The organism is Propionicimonas sp. (genome assembly GCF_049840635.1).
Classification (GTDB): Bacteria; Actinomycetota; Actinomycetes; order Propionibacteriales; family Propionibacteriaceae; genus Propionicimonas.
Genome location: NZ_JASGKL010000004.1, coordinates 204,436 through 219,695 on the forward strand (window position 1 = coordinate 204,436; position 15,260 = coordinate 219,695).

A 15,260-nucleotide genomic window follows, 5' to 3' on the forward strand; every position below is an offset into this window, starting at 1 on the left:
AGACCCCCGCGAGGCTATAGCACCCCGACGTCCGCCGACCCCGTGGCGGACGGGGACGCCGCGGCGGCGCCGGCCTCGGCGAGGGCGGCCAGGACGACCCGGACGGCCGCCCGCTCCAGCCGGTCCGCGCGGCCGAGGGCGACGATCGAACGCACCGACCGGATGTCGGTGAGCGGGACGAGCGCCAGCCCCGGGCGGGTCCTGGTGGTGAACCGCGGAAGGAGCGCGCAGCCCGCGCCGGAGGCGACCAGCACCTCGACCACGCGGTTGTCCCGGATCCGCTGGACGACGTCGAGCGCGTGGCCGGACCGGTTCTCGATGGCGATGCGGACGGTGTCGAACGGGAAGCCGAGAGGCACCCCGATCCAGCGTTCGCCGGCCAGGTCGGCGGCGACGATGCCCCGCCGTCCCGCGAGGCGGTGGGACGCGGGAAGCGCCACGTCCAGCGGCTCCCGCGCCACCGTGCGCGCCACCAGCCGGTCAGAGCCCTCGGGGGCCTCGGCGAGGCTGTGTCCGATGACCAGGTCGTTGTCCGCCGCGTACGCGGCGAAGCCCGCCTCGGCGACGTCGGCGTCGGTCAGGACCACCTCGATACCGGTCCCGCCCAGCCGCGGGAGCAGGCCGGGCACGAGGAACTCCAGCGCGCTCGGCAGACCGGCGAGCGTGACCGTCCCCCGCGGCCTGCCCTGCAGGTCGTCGAGGTCGCGTTGGAGGCGGGCGAGGGTGGTCGCGACGTCGGTGGCGCCCTCGGCCAGCAGCCGGCCGGCGGCGGTGAGGCGCAGGCCGCGTCCGTCCGGCTCGACCAGCGCCGCGCCGAACGCCCGCTCGGCGTTGCGCAGTTGCTGGCTGACCGCCGAAGGGGTGCGGTACGTCGCGGCGGCCACGGCCGTGATCGTGCCGCGGTCGGCGAGTTCCCGAAGGAGTTCCAGATGCCGCAGTTCCATGTAGCCAGCCTAAAACATTGCTGTAGATAATCGGGGATGGTCCTTCACGGTTGGGTGCCCGATCATGGATTCGTGCCTGTTCGTCATCGCCTGCTCGCCATCGCCGTGGCCGCCATCTGGGGAGTCAACTTCCTGGCCATCCACGCCTCCCTCGACCAGTTCCCGCCGTTCTTCCTCGTCGCGCTGCGGTTCACGCTGATCGCGATCCCGACCGTGCTGTTCGTGCCGCGTCCGCAGGTGCCACTGCGCTGGCTGATCGGCTACGGCCTGGGCTTCGGGGTGGCGCAGTTCACCTTCCTCTACGCGGGCATGGCCGCGGGGCTTCCCACCGGCCTGGCCTCGCTCGTGCTGCAGGCGTCCGGGCCGTTCACCCTCGCGCTCGGTGCCGTGCTGCTCCGCGAGCGCGTCAGCGGACGCCAGTGGGTGGGCATCGCCGTCGCGATCGCCGGCATGGCGATCGTCGGGGTGGCGCGCGCCCAGGCCGCCGGCCTGGTGCCGTTCCTGCTCGTCCTCGCCGGCGGCCTCGGCTGGGCGTTCGGCAACCTGGCCAGCCGGATGGCCAAGGCGCCCAACCCGCTCCACTTCACGCTGTGGATGTCGGTCGTCGTCCCCGTCCCGATGCTCGCCCTCTCGCTGGTGTTCGCGGGCCCGCAACAGATCCTCGCCTCGCTGGCGACCGCGCTGGCCCCGTCCGCGGTGCCGGCCTGGATCGGCCTCGCCTACACCTGCCTGATCGGGACAGCGGTCGGCTCGGGCATCTGGACGTGGCTGCTCGCCCGGCACCCCGCCGGCGTCGTCGCACCGTTCTCCATGCTCGTGCCGGTGGCCGGGATCATCACGGCCGCGATCGTGCTGGGGGAGCGTCCGGGGTGGCTGGAACTCCTCGGCGGGGTCGTCGTCGTGGCGGGGGTGATGATCGGCGCGCTGCGGCAGGGGTCGCGGCGTCCAGCCCCTGCGGAGCCGGCGATCACCGAGGTGCCCGCGCCCCAGCCCGTCCCCGGCGGCTGAGCCGCCGACCGTTGCGTCGGGCGCTCAGCGCTGGTCGTCGGGGTTCGGGTCGGTGGGATCGCCCGCACCGTCCTGCTGTCGCAGCTCGTCCTCGCGGCGGCGCAGGTCGTCCTCCCACCGCTTGAGGAACCGTTCCTGGTCGGCGTTGTCCCGCTTCAGCTTGGCCAGGAACTCCGGGTCGTCGTCGGGTGCGCGCGGACGCACGTACGGCGGGCTCTCCCACTGCGGGGCCGACGTCGTCGGTCGAGGGGCCACCCGGGGCGGGCGTCCCGCCACCAGCCAGGCGATGCCCCCTACCAGCGGGATGATCACGATCAGCAGGACCCAGCCCCACTTGGGCAGGTTACGGACGCGCGTGTCATCGGCGAGGATGCAGTCGATGAGGCAGAAGACGAGCAGGATCGCCTCGAGCACGAACGGCAGCAGACGGATCATCGGACTCCTGGGCTAGCTGCCTCCAACGATAGCCGCAGGATTTCCACGACGCTGGTGCTCATGAGGGCGTGAGGTCAGGCGGCCATCGCGTGGGCGCGGAGTTGGCCGCAGAAGGCCTGGGCCAGCAGACGCCCGGTGCGGGACACCTCGGTGTCCTGGGCGTGCATCGAGCGGCGCATGTCGCGTCCGTCGTGGCCGTCGAGCTCTGCCCAGCGTCCCATCAGTTCGGGGGACGCCTCCGGGTGGAACTGGACGCCGACCGCCGAACCGACCCGGAATGCCTGGTTGGGGTAGCGCTCGCTGCTGGCGAGCTGCTCCGCTCCCTTCGGGAGCGCGGTGACCGCGTCGTGGTGGGACTCGGCGACCAGAGAGTGGCCGCCCTCGGCGAGCCGGCCGAGCAGGGGGTCTGCCGACGCGCCGGCGTGCCAAGTCACCCCGAACGCCCCGTGCTCGCCGCCGTCGGGATGGGCGACCGTGACCTCGCCGCCGAAGGCCTCGGCCAGCAGTTGGTGGCCCAGGCAGATGGCCAGGAGCGGGACGTCGGCATTCACCGCGTCGACCATCAGCTTCTTGAGTTGGTCCAGCCAGGCGTGGTCGGCCCCGTCGTGGGCGCTCATCGTGCCGCCCAGGACCAGGATGCCGTCACCGACGGCGTCGATGGACGGGACGTCGCGCTGCCACAGCGGCACCGCGCGCACCAGCACCCGGTTGCTCGCCAGCCACGGGCCGAACCGGTCGACGGGCACGTTCGGGTCCGGCTGGATGATCGTGGCGCGTACTGCCCTCGGCATGCGCCGGAGATTAGCCGAGAATTCTGACGGTCACGTTACAGGGGCGTGGGGACCCCGCGGCTCGGGTGGGGTCCTGCGTTCAGGCGACGGCGACCGGCTCGGCGTCCAGGGCGTCGCGCGGGTCGGCCACTCGACTGAGCGAGGGGCCGACGAAGCGGGACACCGCGAGGCTGGCCAGCAGGGCGACCAGCACGACGAGCAGCGCGTGGCGGGTGCCGCCGAGCGCGTCGGCCGCGAGGCCGATCATCGGGGACGCGGTCATCGCGGCCACCGATCCGAGCGACGCCATCACCGAGACCCGGGCGGGTGCCTTCCATGGATCGTCGGAGACGGCGGCGACGGCGAGGGGGAAGCACAGTGCGGCCCCCATTCCCCACAGCGCCACACCGACGAGCGCCACCTGTGGCCGCGACGTGAGCGCGAACAGGGCCAGCCCGGCGACGCCGAACAGCCCCGACAACTGGAGAGTGGCGACCCGTCCCAGCCGGTCGATGGCGCGCGTCCCGAAGGCCCGAACGACCGCCATCGAGCCGATGAACACGCCGAGGACGAGCCCGCCGAACGCCTCGGTGGCGCCGAAGCCGTCGACGAAGGCGAGCGAGAGCCAGTTGTTGGCCGCGCCCTCGCTGATCGCTGCGGCGAACGCCACGACGCCGACGAGCAGCGTGCGGGGCTCCGTCCACACCGAACGACCGCGAGCCGGAGCAGCACCCCGTGCCGCGGTGTCCGCGGTGGGCCGGGGCGCGCCCGGCATGACCAGGCCGCCGGCCAGCGCCACGAGCCGCAGGGCGCCGACGAGGACGCCCACGACGGCGAACTGCGCGACCACCGACACCCCGAGGGCTGCCGACAGGGCGCCCAGGACGGAGCCGCCGACGGCGCCGAGGGAGAACGCGGCGTGGAAATGGGGGATGACGGCGCGTCCGTAGGCCTGCTCGATGCGCGCCGACTCCACGTTCATCGGGACGTTGAGGAGTGCGCCGCCGATGCCGTTCAGGACGATCCCGAGCCCGAACGCCTCCAGCGACCCGAGCGCCGGACCCACGCCCATCAGCGTGAAGCCGCCGGTCATCACCACCGAGCCGGCGCCGAACATCCGGGCGCTGCCGATGCGGCCCAGGATCAGGGGAGCGCTGAACACCGTCACCAGTGCGCCGGTCGAGCCCACGAGGAGGACGACGCCCAGTTCGGCGGCACCGAGGTGCAGGTCGTCGCGCACGCCGGGGATGCGGGCGAGCCAGGAGAAGGAGATCAGACCGCTCAGGGCGAACGCCCCGAGCAGCATGAGGCGGGCGCGATGACGGGCGAGCGGGGCCGGGGCTGGCCGGAACACAACAGACTCCAACGGGAAGGTACGACGAGCAGGCATCCCGTCCGCGGGTGTCGGGCTCGCTGCGACAGCGGACATGCTTCGCGGCGGCCAGCAGGGCTGGACCGCGGCGTCGGGGATGCCCCTATCCCATCAAGCACGGGGGTGGTCCGTCAAACCGAACGGCGTTGGGATTTGGGGGATGTGAATCGTTGATATAGTTCAGGTATCAACTACTTGTGAGAGAAGCCTCCATGCCCACGCAGACCGTGCTCGAGCCGCTCGCAGCCCAGAGCATCTTCACCGACATGCACACCGCGTACCAGTTCACCGACGAGCCCGTCTCCGACTCCGAGCTCGCGCGCATCTATGACCTCGCCAAGTTCACCCCGACGGCCATGAACAGCCAGCCGCTGCGGATCACGTTCGTCCGCTCCGAGGCCGCCAAGGCGCGCCTCCTGCCGCTGCTCGCCGAGGGCAACCGGGCGAAGTCCGCGTCCGCCCCCGTGGTGGCGATCCTCGCCGCCGACACCGACTTCCACGAGCACCTGCCCGTCGTCAGCCCGCAGGCGCTCGGTGCGAAGGAGCGGTTCGACGCGAACGCCGACCAGCGCAGGGCGATGGCGGTCAACAACGCCTGGCTCCAGGCCGGCGGCTTCATCCTCGCCGTCCGGGCCGCGGGCCTGGACGCCGGACCCATGGGCGGCGTCAACGCTGGGGCGATCGACGAGGAGTTCCACCCCGGCACCGCGCTGCGCACCTTCATGGTCGTGAACATCGGCCACGTCGCGCAGGACGGCAACTTCCCGCGCAACCCGCGGCTCGGTTTCGACCAGGCGGTCACGCTCGCCTGAGCCGCCGGTTCACCCTGCCGGGTGGTCGACCGCGGCCAGGACCGCCGCGATCCCGGCCGGGTGGCCGACCGGGCGGAAGTGGCCGGTCAGCCGGAGCCGGACGTTGCGCGCCCCTTCGAGCTCGCTGCCCTCGGGGACGTGCTCGTCGAAGCGGCTCGCGATCGACGTGATCCGTGCATTCACCGGGTCCGGCCGGCCGAGCATGGCCAGCGTCGGGTGCCCGGGAGCCAGCGGACGCAGGCTGCGCAGCGGCAGCAGGTACGAGCGGCGGGAGCCGTGGAACGGCGTGCACACCGCCACCAGCCGGTCGAGCCGGTGGCCGTCGTCCGCCATCAGGGCGAGCTTTCCGACCAGTCCACCCTTGCTGTGGCCCACGACCACGACATCCTTCAGGTCACGTTCGACGACCAGGCGCAGCAGCGCGTGCGCGCCGGCAGCGATCGGCACGCGGTTGTGGCCGAGCGCAGGCACGACGTGCACGGCGTGGCCGGCCCGGTGCAGGGCGACGATCAGCGGACGCAGGAAGCGCCAGTCCTCGTAGACGCCCGGCACCACCACGATCGTGCGGCCGGCGGGGGTGTGGTCGGCGGTGCGGCCGTCGATGCGGAGGTGGCTGCCGTCCGCGGTACGGGCGCTGCCTGCCGTGGCGTAGCGGTCGGGGGTCGCGGGCGCACCCACGCAGCCGAGCCACAGCAGCCCCGCCCACAGGTAGTCCTGCACCCACCAGATCGCCCGCACCCCTCCATCCTGCCCTGTGGCCCGCGGCCGCCCGCCCCGTGACGCGATCCCGCCACTCGTCCCGTCCCACCCGTATCCACACGTCCCGCACAGCCCCCCGAGTGGCAAGATCGCGTCACCGTCGGATAGGAACATCCCCGTGGAGGTACTCAGCGAGCTCGTGCGCAGGGCCCTCACCGCGCACCCCGCGCCCGGCCTGCGGGTCTCGCTGACCGTCGGCGTGGTCGCCCTGGCCGCCGTCCTGGTGGCGTGGCCACTGGTGCGGCTGCTGGTGACGGTCTGCCACGAGGCGGGGCACGCCGTGGTCGCCGTCCTCGTCGGACGCAGGCTCAGCGGCATCCGCGTCCACTCCGACACGTCCGGGCTGACCGTGAGCAGGGGACGCCCGCGCGGTCCCGGGATGGTGGCCACGCTGCTGGCGGGCTACCCGGCCGCCTCGGTCGTCGGGCTCGGTGCGGCGTGGCTGGCGGGAGCCGGCTACGCGGTCGGCCTGCTCTGGCTGATCGTGGTGCTGCTCGCCCTGATGCTGCTGCAGCTGCGCAATCTCTATGGTGCGGCGGTCGTCCTCGCGACCGGCGTGGTGGTGGGATTCGTGACCTGGTACGCCACCCCGGAGTTCGCGGGCTGGCTGGCGAACGGGATCGCGTGGCTGCTGTTGCTCGCTGCGCCCCGTCCGGTGGTCGAACTGCTCCTGCGGCACTCGCCGGGCTCGGACGCCGCGCAACTCGCCGCGCTCACCCACGTCCCCCGGGTGGTGTGGACGCTGCTGTGGCTCGTCCTGACGCTCGGCGCGTTGGTGCTCGGCGCGTCCTGGCTCCTCCCCGGGATCTGGCCGCCCTCGTCCTGACCCGGAACCGTCCCCGCGTGCCGGGTACGAAGGAACCGTCCCCGAATGCCGCCGGTATTGTCCGGGGCGGCACGCCAGGAACCGTCCCCAGCGTGCCGCGATACCTGTGCGGGCGGCTCAGGATGCGCTTGTACTCTGGTCGCCATGACCGACCCGGTGGCCGACCTCGCGCGGCGGCGCAACGACCTCCCGGCGCCGGTGGACACCTCGGTGCCGCTGCCCCGGCGGATCCTCACCTCCTGGTGGACGTGGGCCGTCGTCGCCCTGACCGTCCTGTTCGTCGTCGCGCTGTTCGCGCAGTACCGGATGCTGACGGCCGACACCCCGGTCACCGGCGGCGTCGTGCAGGGGATCAACCCTTCCGCGATCAGGAGCGCCTTCTGGATGGCGCTCCCGACCCTCGCCTTCTGGACGGTCGTGTTCGTGTGGGCGGACCGCTACCGTCCCCAACGCCTGCTGGTGTGGTACCTCGCGCTGGGTTGGGGGATGGCGATCGCCACGTTCCTCTCCCTCAACGTGAACACCTGGGCGGCCCAGCAGCTCGCCGTCGCCGGTAACGGTGATCCCGCGACCAGCGCCCGCGCCGCGATCTTCGTCGCCCCGTTCGTCGAGGAGGCGGCCAAGGCGTCGGTGCTGTTCCTGATCGCGATCGTCGCGCGCTACCGGCTCACGTCCCAGGTCTCGATGGTGGTCCTGGCCGGGCTGTCCGCCGCCGGGTTCGCGTTCACCGAGAACATCATCTACTACGCGCGCGCCATCGTGTACGCCTCACAGACCATCAGCGTGGGGGACGCGGACGCCGCGGTCAGCCAGCTGGTCTGGCTCCGGGGCTTCTGGACGTGCTTCGGCCACCCGATGTTCACGATGATGACCGGTATCGGCGTCGCGATCGCCCTGCGCACCCGCAGCAAGGTCGTCCGCGTCCTCGCCCCGATCGCGGGCTACGGGGCGGCCGCGCTGCTGCACATGGTCTTCAACTCCCAGGCCAGCCTGAACAGCGAGGACGGCCAGCGGCTGCTGTACCTCCTCGTCGCGCTGCCGCTGCTGCTCACCCTTGTCCTGTACGTGGTCCGCCAGGTGCTCGCGCAGGGACGCGTTCTCGCCGCGCGGCTGGGCGACTACGCGCAGCTCGGCTGGCTGCCGGAGAGCGATCCGGTGGTCTTCGCCCGGCAGCGCTCGCGCTGGTGGGCGGTGCTGGTGGCGGCCACCCGCGGGTGGAAGGTCTTCGTCGCAACCGTCCGCCTGCAGCGCATCCTCACCGAGCTCGCCTACCTGCGGGACGGGCAGGTGCGCGGCATCTACGACGAGGCGGCGACCGTCCGGGCCCGGGCGCTCGTCGAGCAGGCCAAGGCGCTGCGCGGGATCGCCATCGACGACCCGCGCGGGCTCAAGCTGAGCCTGCCGCGGCTGCGCAGGCAGCGGCCGCTCGCCTATGTCCCGCCCTCCTATCCCGGACCGTCCGGGATCGGCGGCAACTGGCCAGCGCCGGTGGGCCAGCCGCCGATAGGATCACCTGGTTACTCGGCCGTCGACCCGACCTGGGGGCCGCCCAAGGGGTAGGAGGGACGCATGGGAGGAGAGCTCCTGACCGCGTCCCTGACCCGTCTGCGCGACGCCCTCGCCGGCGTCCGGCTCCCGCTCGAGCTGCCCGGCTCGGAGGCCACGCTCGCGCGTACGCGGGCCGATGTCGCCCAGCTCGACGACTACGTGCTGCCCCGGCTCGCCCGGCTGGACGCGCCACTGCTCGCCGTGATCGGGGGGTCCACGGGCGCCGGCAAGTCGACGCTGGTGAACTCGTTGCTGGGCCGCGTGGTCACCACCCCCGGCGTGATCCGTCCGACCACCCGCTCGCCGGTGCTCGTCCACCACCCCGACGACGCGGCCTGGTTCGGGTCGGACGCGATCCTGCCCGGCCTCGCCCGCAGTGCGGGGGCGGCGACCGACGCCCGAACGCTGCAGCTGGTGGCGGAGCCGACGCTGCCGCGCGGGTTGGCCGTCCTCGACGCGCCCGACGTCGATTCCGTGGTCGCGGAGAACCGGGCGCTGGCCACCCAGCTGCTCGGTGCGGCCGACCTGTGGCTGTTCGTGACGACCGCCGCCCGCTACGCCGACGCCGTGCCGTGGGACTACCTGCGCGCGGCCGCCGCCCGCCACGCCGTCGTCGCCGTCGTGCTCGACCGGGTTCCGCCGGCCGCCATGGACGAGGTGCCCGTCCACCTGGGCCAGATGATGGGCCAGCGCGGGCTCGGCCGCTCGCCGCTGTTCGCCGTGCCGGAGACGGAGATGGACGCCGACGGCCTGCTCCCGGACGCGGCGGTCGCCCCAATCCGCGACTGGCTGGGCAGCCTCGCCGCCGACGCGGTCAGCCGCAACGAGGTGGTCCAGCAGACCCTGGCCGGGGCGATCGGCTCGATCGTCGCCCAGGCGCCCGCCGTCGCCCAGGCCGTCACCGACCAGGTGGTCAGCCTCGAGACCCTCCGGTCGGACGCGGAATCCTCCTTCGCCGAGGCCGTCCGGTCGGTCGCCGTCCAGAGCGCCGACGGCACGTTGCTGCGCGGGGAGGTGCTGGCCCGCTGGCAGGACTTCGTGGGCACGGGGGAGTTCTTCCGTGCCGTCGAGCAGAAGATCGGCTGGCTGCGCGACCGTCTGGTCGCGATCGTGAAGGGCGAGCCGGCGCACGCAGAGGACGTCAAGCTGGCCGTGGAGTCGGGCATGGAGGTCCTGATCCGCGAGGAGGGGGAGGCGGCGGCGCGGCGGGTCGATTCGGCCTGGCAGGCGCATCCCGCGGGGCGCCAGGTGCTCGCGTCCGCCGGCGCCGACGACCTCTCCCGCTCGTCGAGCGACTACCCGGCCGCGGTGTCACGGGCCATCCGCGAGTGGCAGGGCGACGTCCTCGACCTCGTGGCGAGCGAGGGGGCGGCGAAGAAGTCGACCGCACGGTTCTGGGCCCTGGGCGTGAACGGTGTGGGGGTCGCGCTGATGATCTTCGTGTTCAGCCAGACCGGTGGCCTGGTCGGGGCCGAGATCGGCGTCGCGGGCGGCACGGCCGTCCTCGCCCAGCGGGTGCTGGAGGCGGTCTTCGGCGAGGACGCGGTCCGCCGCCTCGCCAAGCGCGCCAAGGCCGACCTGGACGCCCGCGTGGAGGCGTTGATGGCGGTCGAACTGAGCCGCTACCTCGACGTCCTGGACGCGGTCGACGTCCGTCCCGAGCAGGCCGGTGAGGTGCTCGCGGCCGCGCAGGAGGCCGGGGACGCACGGCTCGAGCCGCGGGAGCTCGAGTGAGCGCCGCCGACGACCGGCTGGCCGCGCGGGTCCGCGCGCTCGCCGCGGCGGTGGAGGCCGCCGAGGGACGCAGCGATGCGGCGGTCTCCGCGGACGCCCGCGCGGTGGTCGAGCGGGCGGGGGAGCGGGTCGCGTTCAGCGGCAGTTATACCGTCGTGGCGCTGGCCGGCGCCACGGGCTCGGGCAAGTCGAGCCTGTTCAACGCCGTCACCGGTACCGAACTGGCCAGGGTCGCGGTCCGGCGGCCGACCACGGCGAAGCCGATGGCGGTCAGTTGGGGGAGCGAGTTGCCCCACGCACTGCTGGACTGGCTGGACGTGACCGGCAGGCACCTCGTCCCCTCTGGCCCGCACGAGCTGTCCGACCTCGTCCTGCTGGACCTGCCCGACCACGACTCGACCGAGGTGTCGCACCGGCTGACCGTCGACCGGCTCGTCGAACTCGTCGACGCCCTGATCTGGGTCGTGGACCCCCAGAAGTACGCGGACGCCGCGCTGCACGAGGGCTACCTGAAACGGCTGGCCCCCTATGCCGACGTGATGATGGTCGTGCTCAACCAGGCCGACCGGCTCACTCCCGAGGAGCTGGACCGGTGCCTGGGCGACCTGCGGCGGCTGCTCGACGCCGAGGGACTGCGGGCCACTCCGATCATGGCGGTCTCCGCGCTGCGCGGCACCGGGATCAAGGAACTGCGCGAGGCGCTCGCCCGCACTGTGGCCAACAAGCAGGCGATGACGCGCCGACTGTCGGCGGACGTGACGGTGGCGGCCACGGCGCTCGCCGCGGACCTCGGCACGGCGAACGTCCCCCGGGTGGACGAGCGGCTGCAGCGACAGGTCGTGGCCGGGCTCGGCGCCGCGGCGGGCGTCCCGATCGCCGTGGACGGCGTCCGCAGGGCCTGGCGTAAGCGGGGCACGGTGGCCACGGGCTGGCCGTTCGTGACCTGGCTGGCACGGCTGCGTCCCGACCCGTTGAAGCGGCTGCGGCTCGACCTCACTCCCGGCGACCACAGCCCCACCGAGGTGAACCGGACATCGCTGCCGAAGGCGTCCGCCGTCCAGAGGGCTCGCGCCGACCAGGGCCTGCGTGAGCTGACCGACGCAGCGACGTCCGGCCTGCCCCGTGGGTGGGCGTCGGCGGTGCGGAACGCCGCGGGCGATCGGAGGGCCGTGCTGCTGGACCGGCTGGACGTCGCGATCGCCGGCACGGACCTCGAGGTCAGGCGGGGGACCTGGTGGTGGGGGTTGTTCGGCGTGCTCCAGTGGCTGCTGATCGCCGCCGTCGTGGTCGGTGCGGTGTGGCTGCTCGCCAACCCGCTGCTGCTCGGCCTCGGGCTGCCGCAGCTCCCGCCGGTGCTCTGGTACGGCGTCCCCGCCGGCACCTGGCTGCTGGTCGGGGGCGTGCTGGCCGGTTTGCTGCTGGGCGTGCTGGGCCGCGCGCTGGTCGAGATCGGGGCCAACGCCCACGCCAGGGATGCTCGGCGCAGCCTCGAGGACGCGGTCCGCGCTGTGGTCACCGAGGAGGTCTTCGAGCCCGTCGAGGCCGAGCTCGCCCGCTACCGGCTGGCGAGGCAGCAGGTCGCGGAGGCCGCACGCACGTAGCACATTGAACTACGCGGGCCGGGAGGTACCCGCGAGGCTGGAGCCCGGCTGCCGATTGGCTGGAGGTCTCCTGGAAGGGTCTCCGCCGGCTGGATCCCCTGCCTATCCTCGGCTCGTGTCCCTCCGGGTGCTGATCCTTCTCCTGGCCCTCATCGTGAGCGGTTGCGGGCCTGCTCGCGCGTCCACATCGCCAGCGCCGGAGCAGGCTGTCCTCCCCGCGGGCAGGACCTTGTTCACGCTCTCCTCCGGCGGGCTGGACCGCACGTTCTCCGTCCACCGTCCGGCCGCGGCGGTGCCCGGGTCGGGCTATCCGCTGGTGGTGGTCCTGCACGGCGGCTTCGGGAGCGGCGCGCAGGCTGAGACGGCGTACGGGTGGGACGCCGAGGCGGACGCAGCTGGCTTCCTCGTCGCCTACCCCGACGGCGTCGGCAGGGCGTGGAACGCCGGCGGTGGGTGCTGCGGCCGCCCTGGCCGCGAGGGCGTCGACGATGTCGCCTGGCTCTCGGCGATGGTCGCCCGGGTCGAGCAGCTCGTCGCGGTGGACCGGCGGCGGGTGTACGTCACCGGGATGTCGAACGGCGCGATCATGGCCTACCGGCTCGCCTGCGAGACCGACATCTTCGCGGCCGTCGCGCCGGTGGCCGGCACGATGTTGGTCGACTGCGCGGGGGCGGCCCGGACCTCGGTGCTGCACATCCACGGCGCAGCGGACGACCGCGTCCGGTTGGATGGAGGCCGAGGCAGTGGCGTCGCGCACCTCAGCGGACCGCCGGTGCGTGCGGTCGTGGACGAGTGGAGGGAACGGGACGGCTGCGGCGCGTTCACCACGTCGGTGGACGGTGCCGTCGCCCGCTCGTCCGCGACCTGCCCGGACGGGCGTCAGGTCGAACTGGTGGTGATCGCCGGGGCCGGGCACCAGTGGCCCGGGTCCTCGTCCGGCGGCTTCCCCGGGGCCGACCCGCCCTCGGACGCGCTGTCGGCGACCACGGAGATCTGGGACTTCTTCCTCCACCACCCGGCTGCGTGAGTTGTCCACAGGCCCGAAGTTGTCCACAGGTCGCGAAACTCGCTGAGCGCTCCGCGCCCGTGCTGCCGAAGATGAACGGTGAGAACGAGTGGAAGGAGTCCATCGATGGACGCGGAAGTCTGGATCACCGGCAACATCGGCAGCGAGGTGAACGTGCGGGAGTTCTCCGACGGAGGGGTGGCCGCCACGTTCCGCCTGGCCTGCACCCCCCGGCTGTGGCGCAACGGGGAGTGGGGCGACGACAGGACGACCTGGTTGCAGGTCGCCTGCAGCAGGGCTTTGGCGCAGAACGTGAAGTCCAGCCTCGGCAAGGGCGACCCCGTGATCGTGGTCGGCCGGCTGCGCACCGACCGCTGGACCGACGACCAGGGCGTCGCGCACGAGCGGATCAAGCTCCAGGCGCAGGCGGTCGGGCACGACCTGTCCCGTGGCACGGCGGTTTTCCGCCGGTCGGCGCGGCCGGCGGCCGACGAGGACAACGAGGTGACCGTCACCGAGTTGGTCGCCGACCCGGCGGAGGAGGAGCCCGGTGACGACGGGGTGACCTCCGCGGCATGACGGCGAGCTTGCGTCGGCCGCCTCAGCCGCGGGTGAGCTTGCGGTGCGCGGTCCGGTGCGGGCGGGCGGCGTCGACGCCGAGGCGGGCGACCTTGTTCTCCTCGTAGTCGGCGAAGTTGCCCTCGTACCAGAACCAGACCGCGTCGTCCTCGTCCGTGCCCTCCCAGGCCAGGATGTGGGTGGCGACCCGGTCGAGGAACCAGCGGTCGTGGGAGATCACCACGGCGCAGCCCGGGAACTCGAGCAGCGCGTCCTCCAGGGACTGGAGCGTCTCGACGTCCAGGTCGTTGGTGGGCTCGTCGAGCAGCAGCACGTTGCCGCCCATCTTCAGCGTGAGCGCCAGGTTGAGCCGGTTTCGCTCGCCGCCGGACAGGACGCCGGCCAGCTTCTGCTGGTCCGGGCCCTTGAACCCGAAGGACGCGACGTAGGCCCGCGACGGCATCTCGAAGTTGGCCACCTTGATGTGGTCGAGGCCGTCGGAGACGACCTCCCAGACGTTCTTGTCCGGGGCGATGCCCGAGCGGCCCTGGTCGACGTAGGAGAACTTCACCGTGCCGCCGACCTTGAGCTCGCCGGAGTCGGGCTGCTCCTCGCCGACGATCATCTTGAACAGCGTGGTCTTGCCGACGCCGTTCGGGCCGATGATGCCGACGATGCCGGCGCGCGGCAGGGTGAAGCTCAGGTCCTCGATCAGGATCCGGTCGCCGAAACCCTTGGTGAGCTTCTTCGCCTCGAGCACGTCCGAGCCGAGGCGCGGGCCCGGCGGGATGTTGATCTCGGCGAGGTCGACCTGGCGATTGCGCTCGGCCTCGGCGGCGAGCTCCTCGTAGCGGGCGAGGCGGGCCTTGTTCTTGGCCTGGCGCGCCTTGGGGTTGGCGCGCACCCACTCCAGCTCCTTCTCCAGGATCTTGGCGCGCTTGGCGTCCTTCTTGCCCTCGATGGCGAGGCGGGAGCGCTTGGTCTCCAGGTAGGTGGAGTAGTTGCCCTCGTAAGGGTGCAGCTGGCCGCGGTCGATCTCGCAGATCCACTCCGCGACGTTGTCGAGGAAGTACCGGTCGTGGGTCACGGCGAGGACGGCGCCGGGGTAGGTCTTGAGGTGGCCCTCCAGCCAGCTCACGCTCTCCGCGTCCAGGTGGTTGGTCGGCTCGTCGAGCAGGAGCAGGTCGGGCTGCTGCAGCAGGAGCTTGCACAGGGCGACGCGGCGCCGCTCGCCGCCGGAGAGCACGTCGACGATCGCGTCGCCGGGCGGGCACTGCAGGGCGTCCATCGCCTGGTCGAGCTGGGAGTCCAGGTCCCACGCCTCGCGGTGGTCGAGCTCGGTCTGGAGCTCGCCCATCTCGGCCAGCAGCGCGTCGAAGTCCGCGTCCGGCTCGGCCATCGCCATGGAGATTCTCGTTGAACCGGTCGAGCTTGGCCTTGGTGTCGGCCACAGCCTCGTGCACGTTCTCGAGGACCGTCTTCCCCTCGGTCAGCGGGGGCTCCTGCAGCAGGATGCCGACGGTCTTGCCCTTGGCGAGCATCGCGTCCCCGTTGTCCGGCGTGAGCATGCCGGCCATCAGCTTGAGCATGGTCGACTTGCCGGCGCCGTTCGGGCCGACGACGCCGATCTTCGCGCCCTCGAAGAAGGACAGCGTGACGTTGTCGAGGACCAGCTTCTCGCCCAGCTTCTTGCGGACGTTGTGCATCGTGAACACGAACTCGGGCATGGCGATCTTCCTGGCGCAGGTGTGGAGCGGCGGCCCAGTCTATGCCAGCGCGCCCGCGCGCCCCACACCGCTCGCCGCCAGCGCCAGGTGGCCCCCGAGATCCCGGGTCACGCCCGGGATGACCCAGGCGGGGATGTCATGCCGGGCTTGACCCGGCATC

The 15,260-nt window shown here is 72.6% G+C and carries 13 protein-coding genes and 1 pseudogene; 8 read left to right on the top strand and 6 right to left on the bottom strand.

Annotated features, from left to right (window positions below):
• Positions 1-14: 14 nt before the first annotated feature.
• The gene (locus QM779_RS01190) at positions 15-944 is read right to left on the bottom strand and encodes a LysR family transcriptional regulator (protein ID WP_428530413.1); all 930 of its coding nucleotides are present in this window, start codon (positions 942-944) and stop codon (positions 15-17) included.
• A 72-nt stretch (positions 945-1,016) separates the two neighbouring features.
• Here QM779_RS01190 and QM779_RS01195 point away from each other — a divergent pair, with 72 nt between their 5' ends.
• Complete coding sequence (locus tag QM779_RS01195; RefSeq protein WP_428530415.1) at positions 1,017-1,952, top strand: EamA family transporter; 936 nt, start codon at positions 1,017-1,019, stop codon at positions 1,950-1,952.
• Positions 1,953-1,976: 24 nt separating this feature from the next.
• Here the strand turns inward: QM779_RS01195 and QM779_RS01200 are convergent, their stop codons facing one another.
• From QM779_RS01200 to QM779_RS01210, 3 genes are all read right to left on the bottom strand, one after another.
• Positions 1,977-2,387 carry a PLD nuclease N-terminal domain-containing protein gene (locus tag QM779_RS01200; RefSeq protein ID WP_428530417.1) on the bottom strand — a complete coding sequence of 137 codons (411 nt, stop codon included), beginning with the start codon at positions 2,385-2,387 and terminating at the stop codon, positions 1,977-1,979.
• A 74-nt stretch (positions 2,388-2,461) separates the two neighbouring features.
• Positions 2,462-3,178 carry a type 1 glutamine amidotransferase gene (locus tag QM779_RS01205; RefSeq protein ID WP_428530419.1) on the bottom strand — a complete coding sequence of 239 codons (717 nt, stop codon included), beginning with the start codon at positions 3,176-3,178 and terminating at the stop codon, positions 2,462-2,464.
• A 79-nt stretch (positions 3,179-3,257) separates the two neighbouring features.
• Complete coding sequence (locus QM779_RS01210) at positions 3,258-4,511, bottom strand: MFS transporter (RefSeq protein ID WP_428530421.1); 1,254 nt, start codon at positions 4,509-4,511, stop codon at positions 3,258-3,260.
• A 230-nt stretch (positions 4,512-4,741) separates the two neighbouring features.
• On the opposite strand from QM779_RS01210, the gene QM779_RS01215 reads away from it, so the two are divergent.
• Positions 4,742-5,341: a malonic semialdehyde reductase gene (locus tag QM779_RS01215; protein WP_428530423.1), complete on the top strand. Its 600-nt coding sequence runs from the start codon at positions 4,742-4,744 to the stop codon at positions 5,339-5,341.
• A gap of 9 nt (positions 5,342-5,350) precedes the next feature.
• Here QM779_RS01215 and QM779_RS01220 read toward each other — a convergent pair whose 3' ends face one another.
• A complete protein-coding gene (locus QM779_RS01220) occupies positions 5,351-6,079 on the bottom strand; it encodes an esterase/lipase family protein (RefSeq protein ID WP_428530425.1) in 729 nt (242 codons plus the stop codon).
• 139 nt (positions 6,080-6,218) lie between these two features.
• Here QM779_RS01220 and QM779_RS01225 point away from each other — a divergent pair, with 139 nt between their 5' ends.
• The 6 genes from QM779_RS01225 to QM779_RS01250 all read left to right on the top strand — a co-directional run bounded on the left by QM779_RS01225 (position 6,219) and on the right by QM779_RS01250 (position 13,394).
• Positions 6,219-6,926: a M50 family metallopeptidase gene (locus QM779_RS01225; RefSeq protein WP_428530427.1), complete on the top strand. Its 708-nt coding sequence runs from the start codon at positions 6,219-6,221 to the stop codon at positions 6,924-6,926.
• A 144-nt stretch (positions 6,927-7,070) separates the two neighbouring features.
• Positions 7,071-8,486: a PrsW family intramembrane metalloprotease gene (locus tag QM779_RS01230; protein WP_428530429.1), complete on the top strand. Its 1,416-nt coding sequence runs from the start codon at positions 7,071-7,073 to the stop codon at positions 8,484-8,486.
• A 9-nt stretch (positions 8,487-8,495) separates the two neighbouring features.
• Positions 8,496-10,208, top strand: coding sequence for an ABC transporter (locus tag QM779_RS01235; protein WP_428530431.1), 1,713 nt, complete (start codon positions 8,496-8,498; stop codon positions 10,206-10,208).
• On the top strand, positions 10,205-11,809 hold the full coding sequence (locus QM779_RS01240; protein WP_428530433.1) for a GTPase: 1,605 nt from the start codon (positions 10,205-10,207) through the stop codon (positions 11,807-11,809). The genes QM779_RS01235 and QM779_RS01240 overlap by 4 nt, the downstream gene beginning before the upstream one ends.
• 115 nt (positions 11,810-11,924) lie before the next feature.
• Complete coding sequence (locus tag QM779_RS01245) at positions 11,925-12,836, top strand: extracellular catalytic domain type 1 short-chain-length polyhydroxyalkanoate depolymerase (RefSeq protein WP_428530435.1); 912 nt, start codon at positions 11,925-11,927, stop codon at positions 12,834-12,836.
• Positions 12,837-12,941: 105 nt separating this feature from the next.
• The gene (locus QM779_RS01250) at positions 12,942-13,394 is read left to right on the top strand and encodes a single-stranded DNA-binding protein (RefSeq protein WP_428530437.1); all 453 of its coding nucleotides are present in this window, start codon (positions 12,942-12,944) and stop codon (positions 13,392-13,394) included.
• 22 nt (positions 13,395-13,416) lie between these two features.
• On the opposite strand, the pseudogene ettA reads toward QM779_RS01250, so the two are convergent.
• Positions 13,417-15,100: pseudogene (gene ettA / locus QM779_RS01255) on the bottom strand (energy-dependent translational throttle protein EttA).
• Positions 15,101-15,260 lie beyond the last annotated feature (160 nt).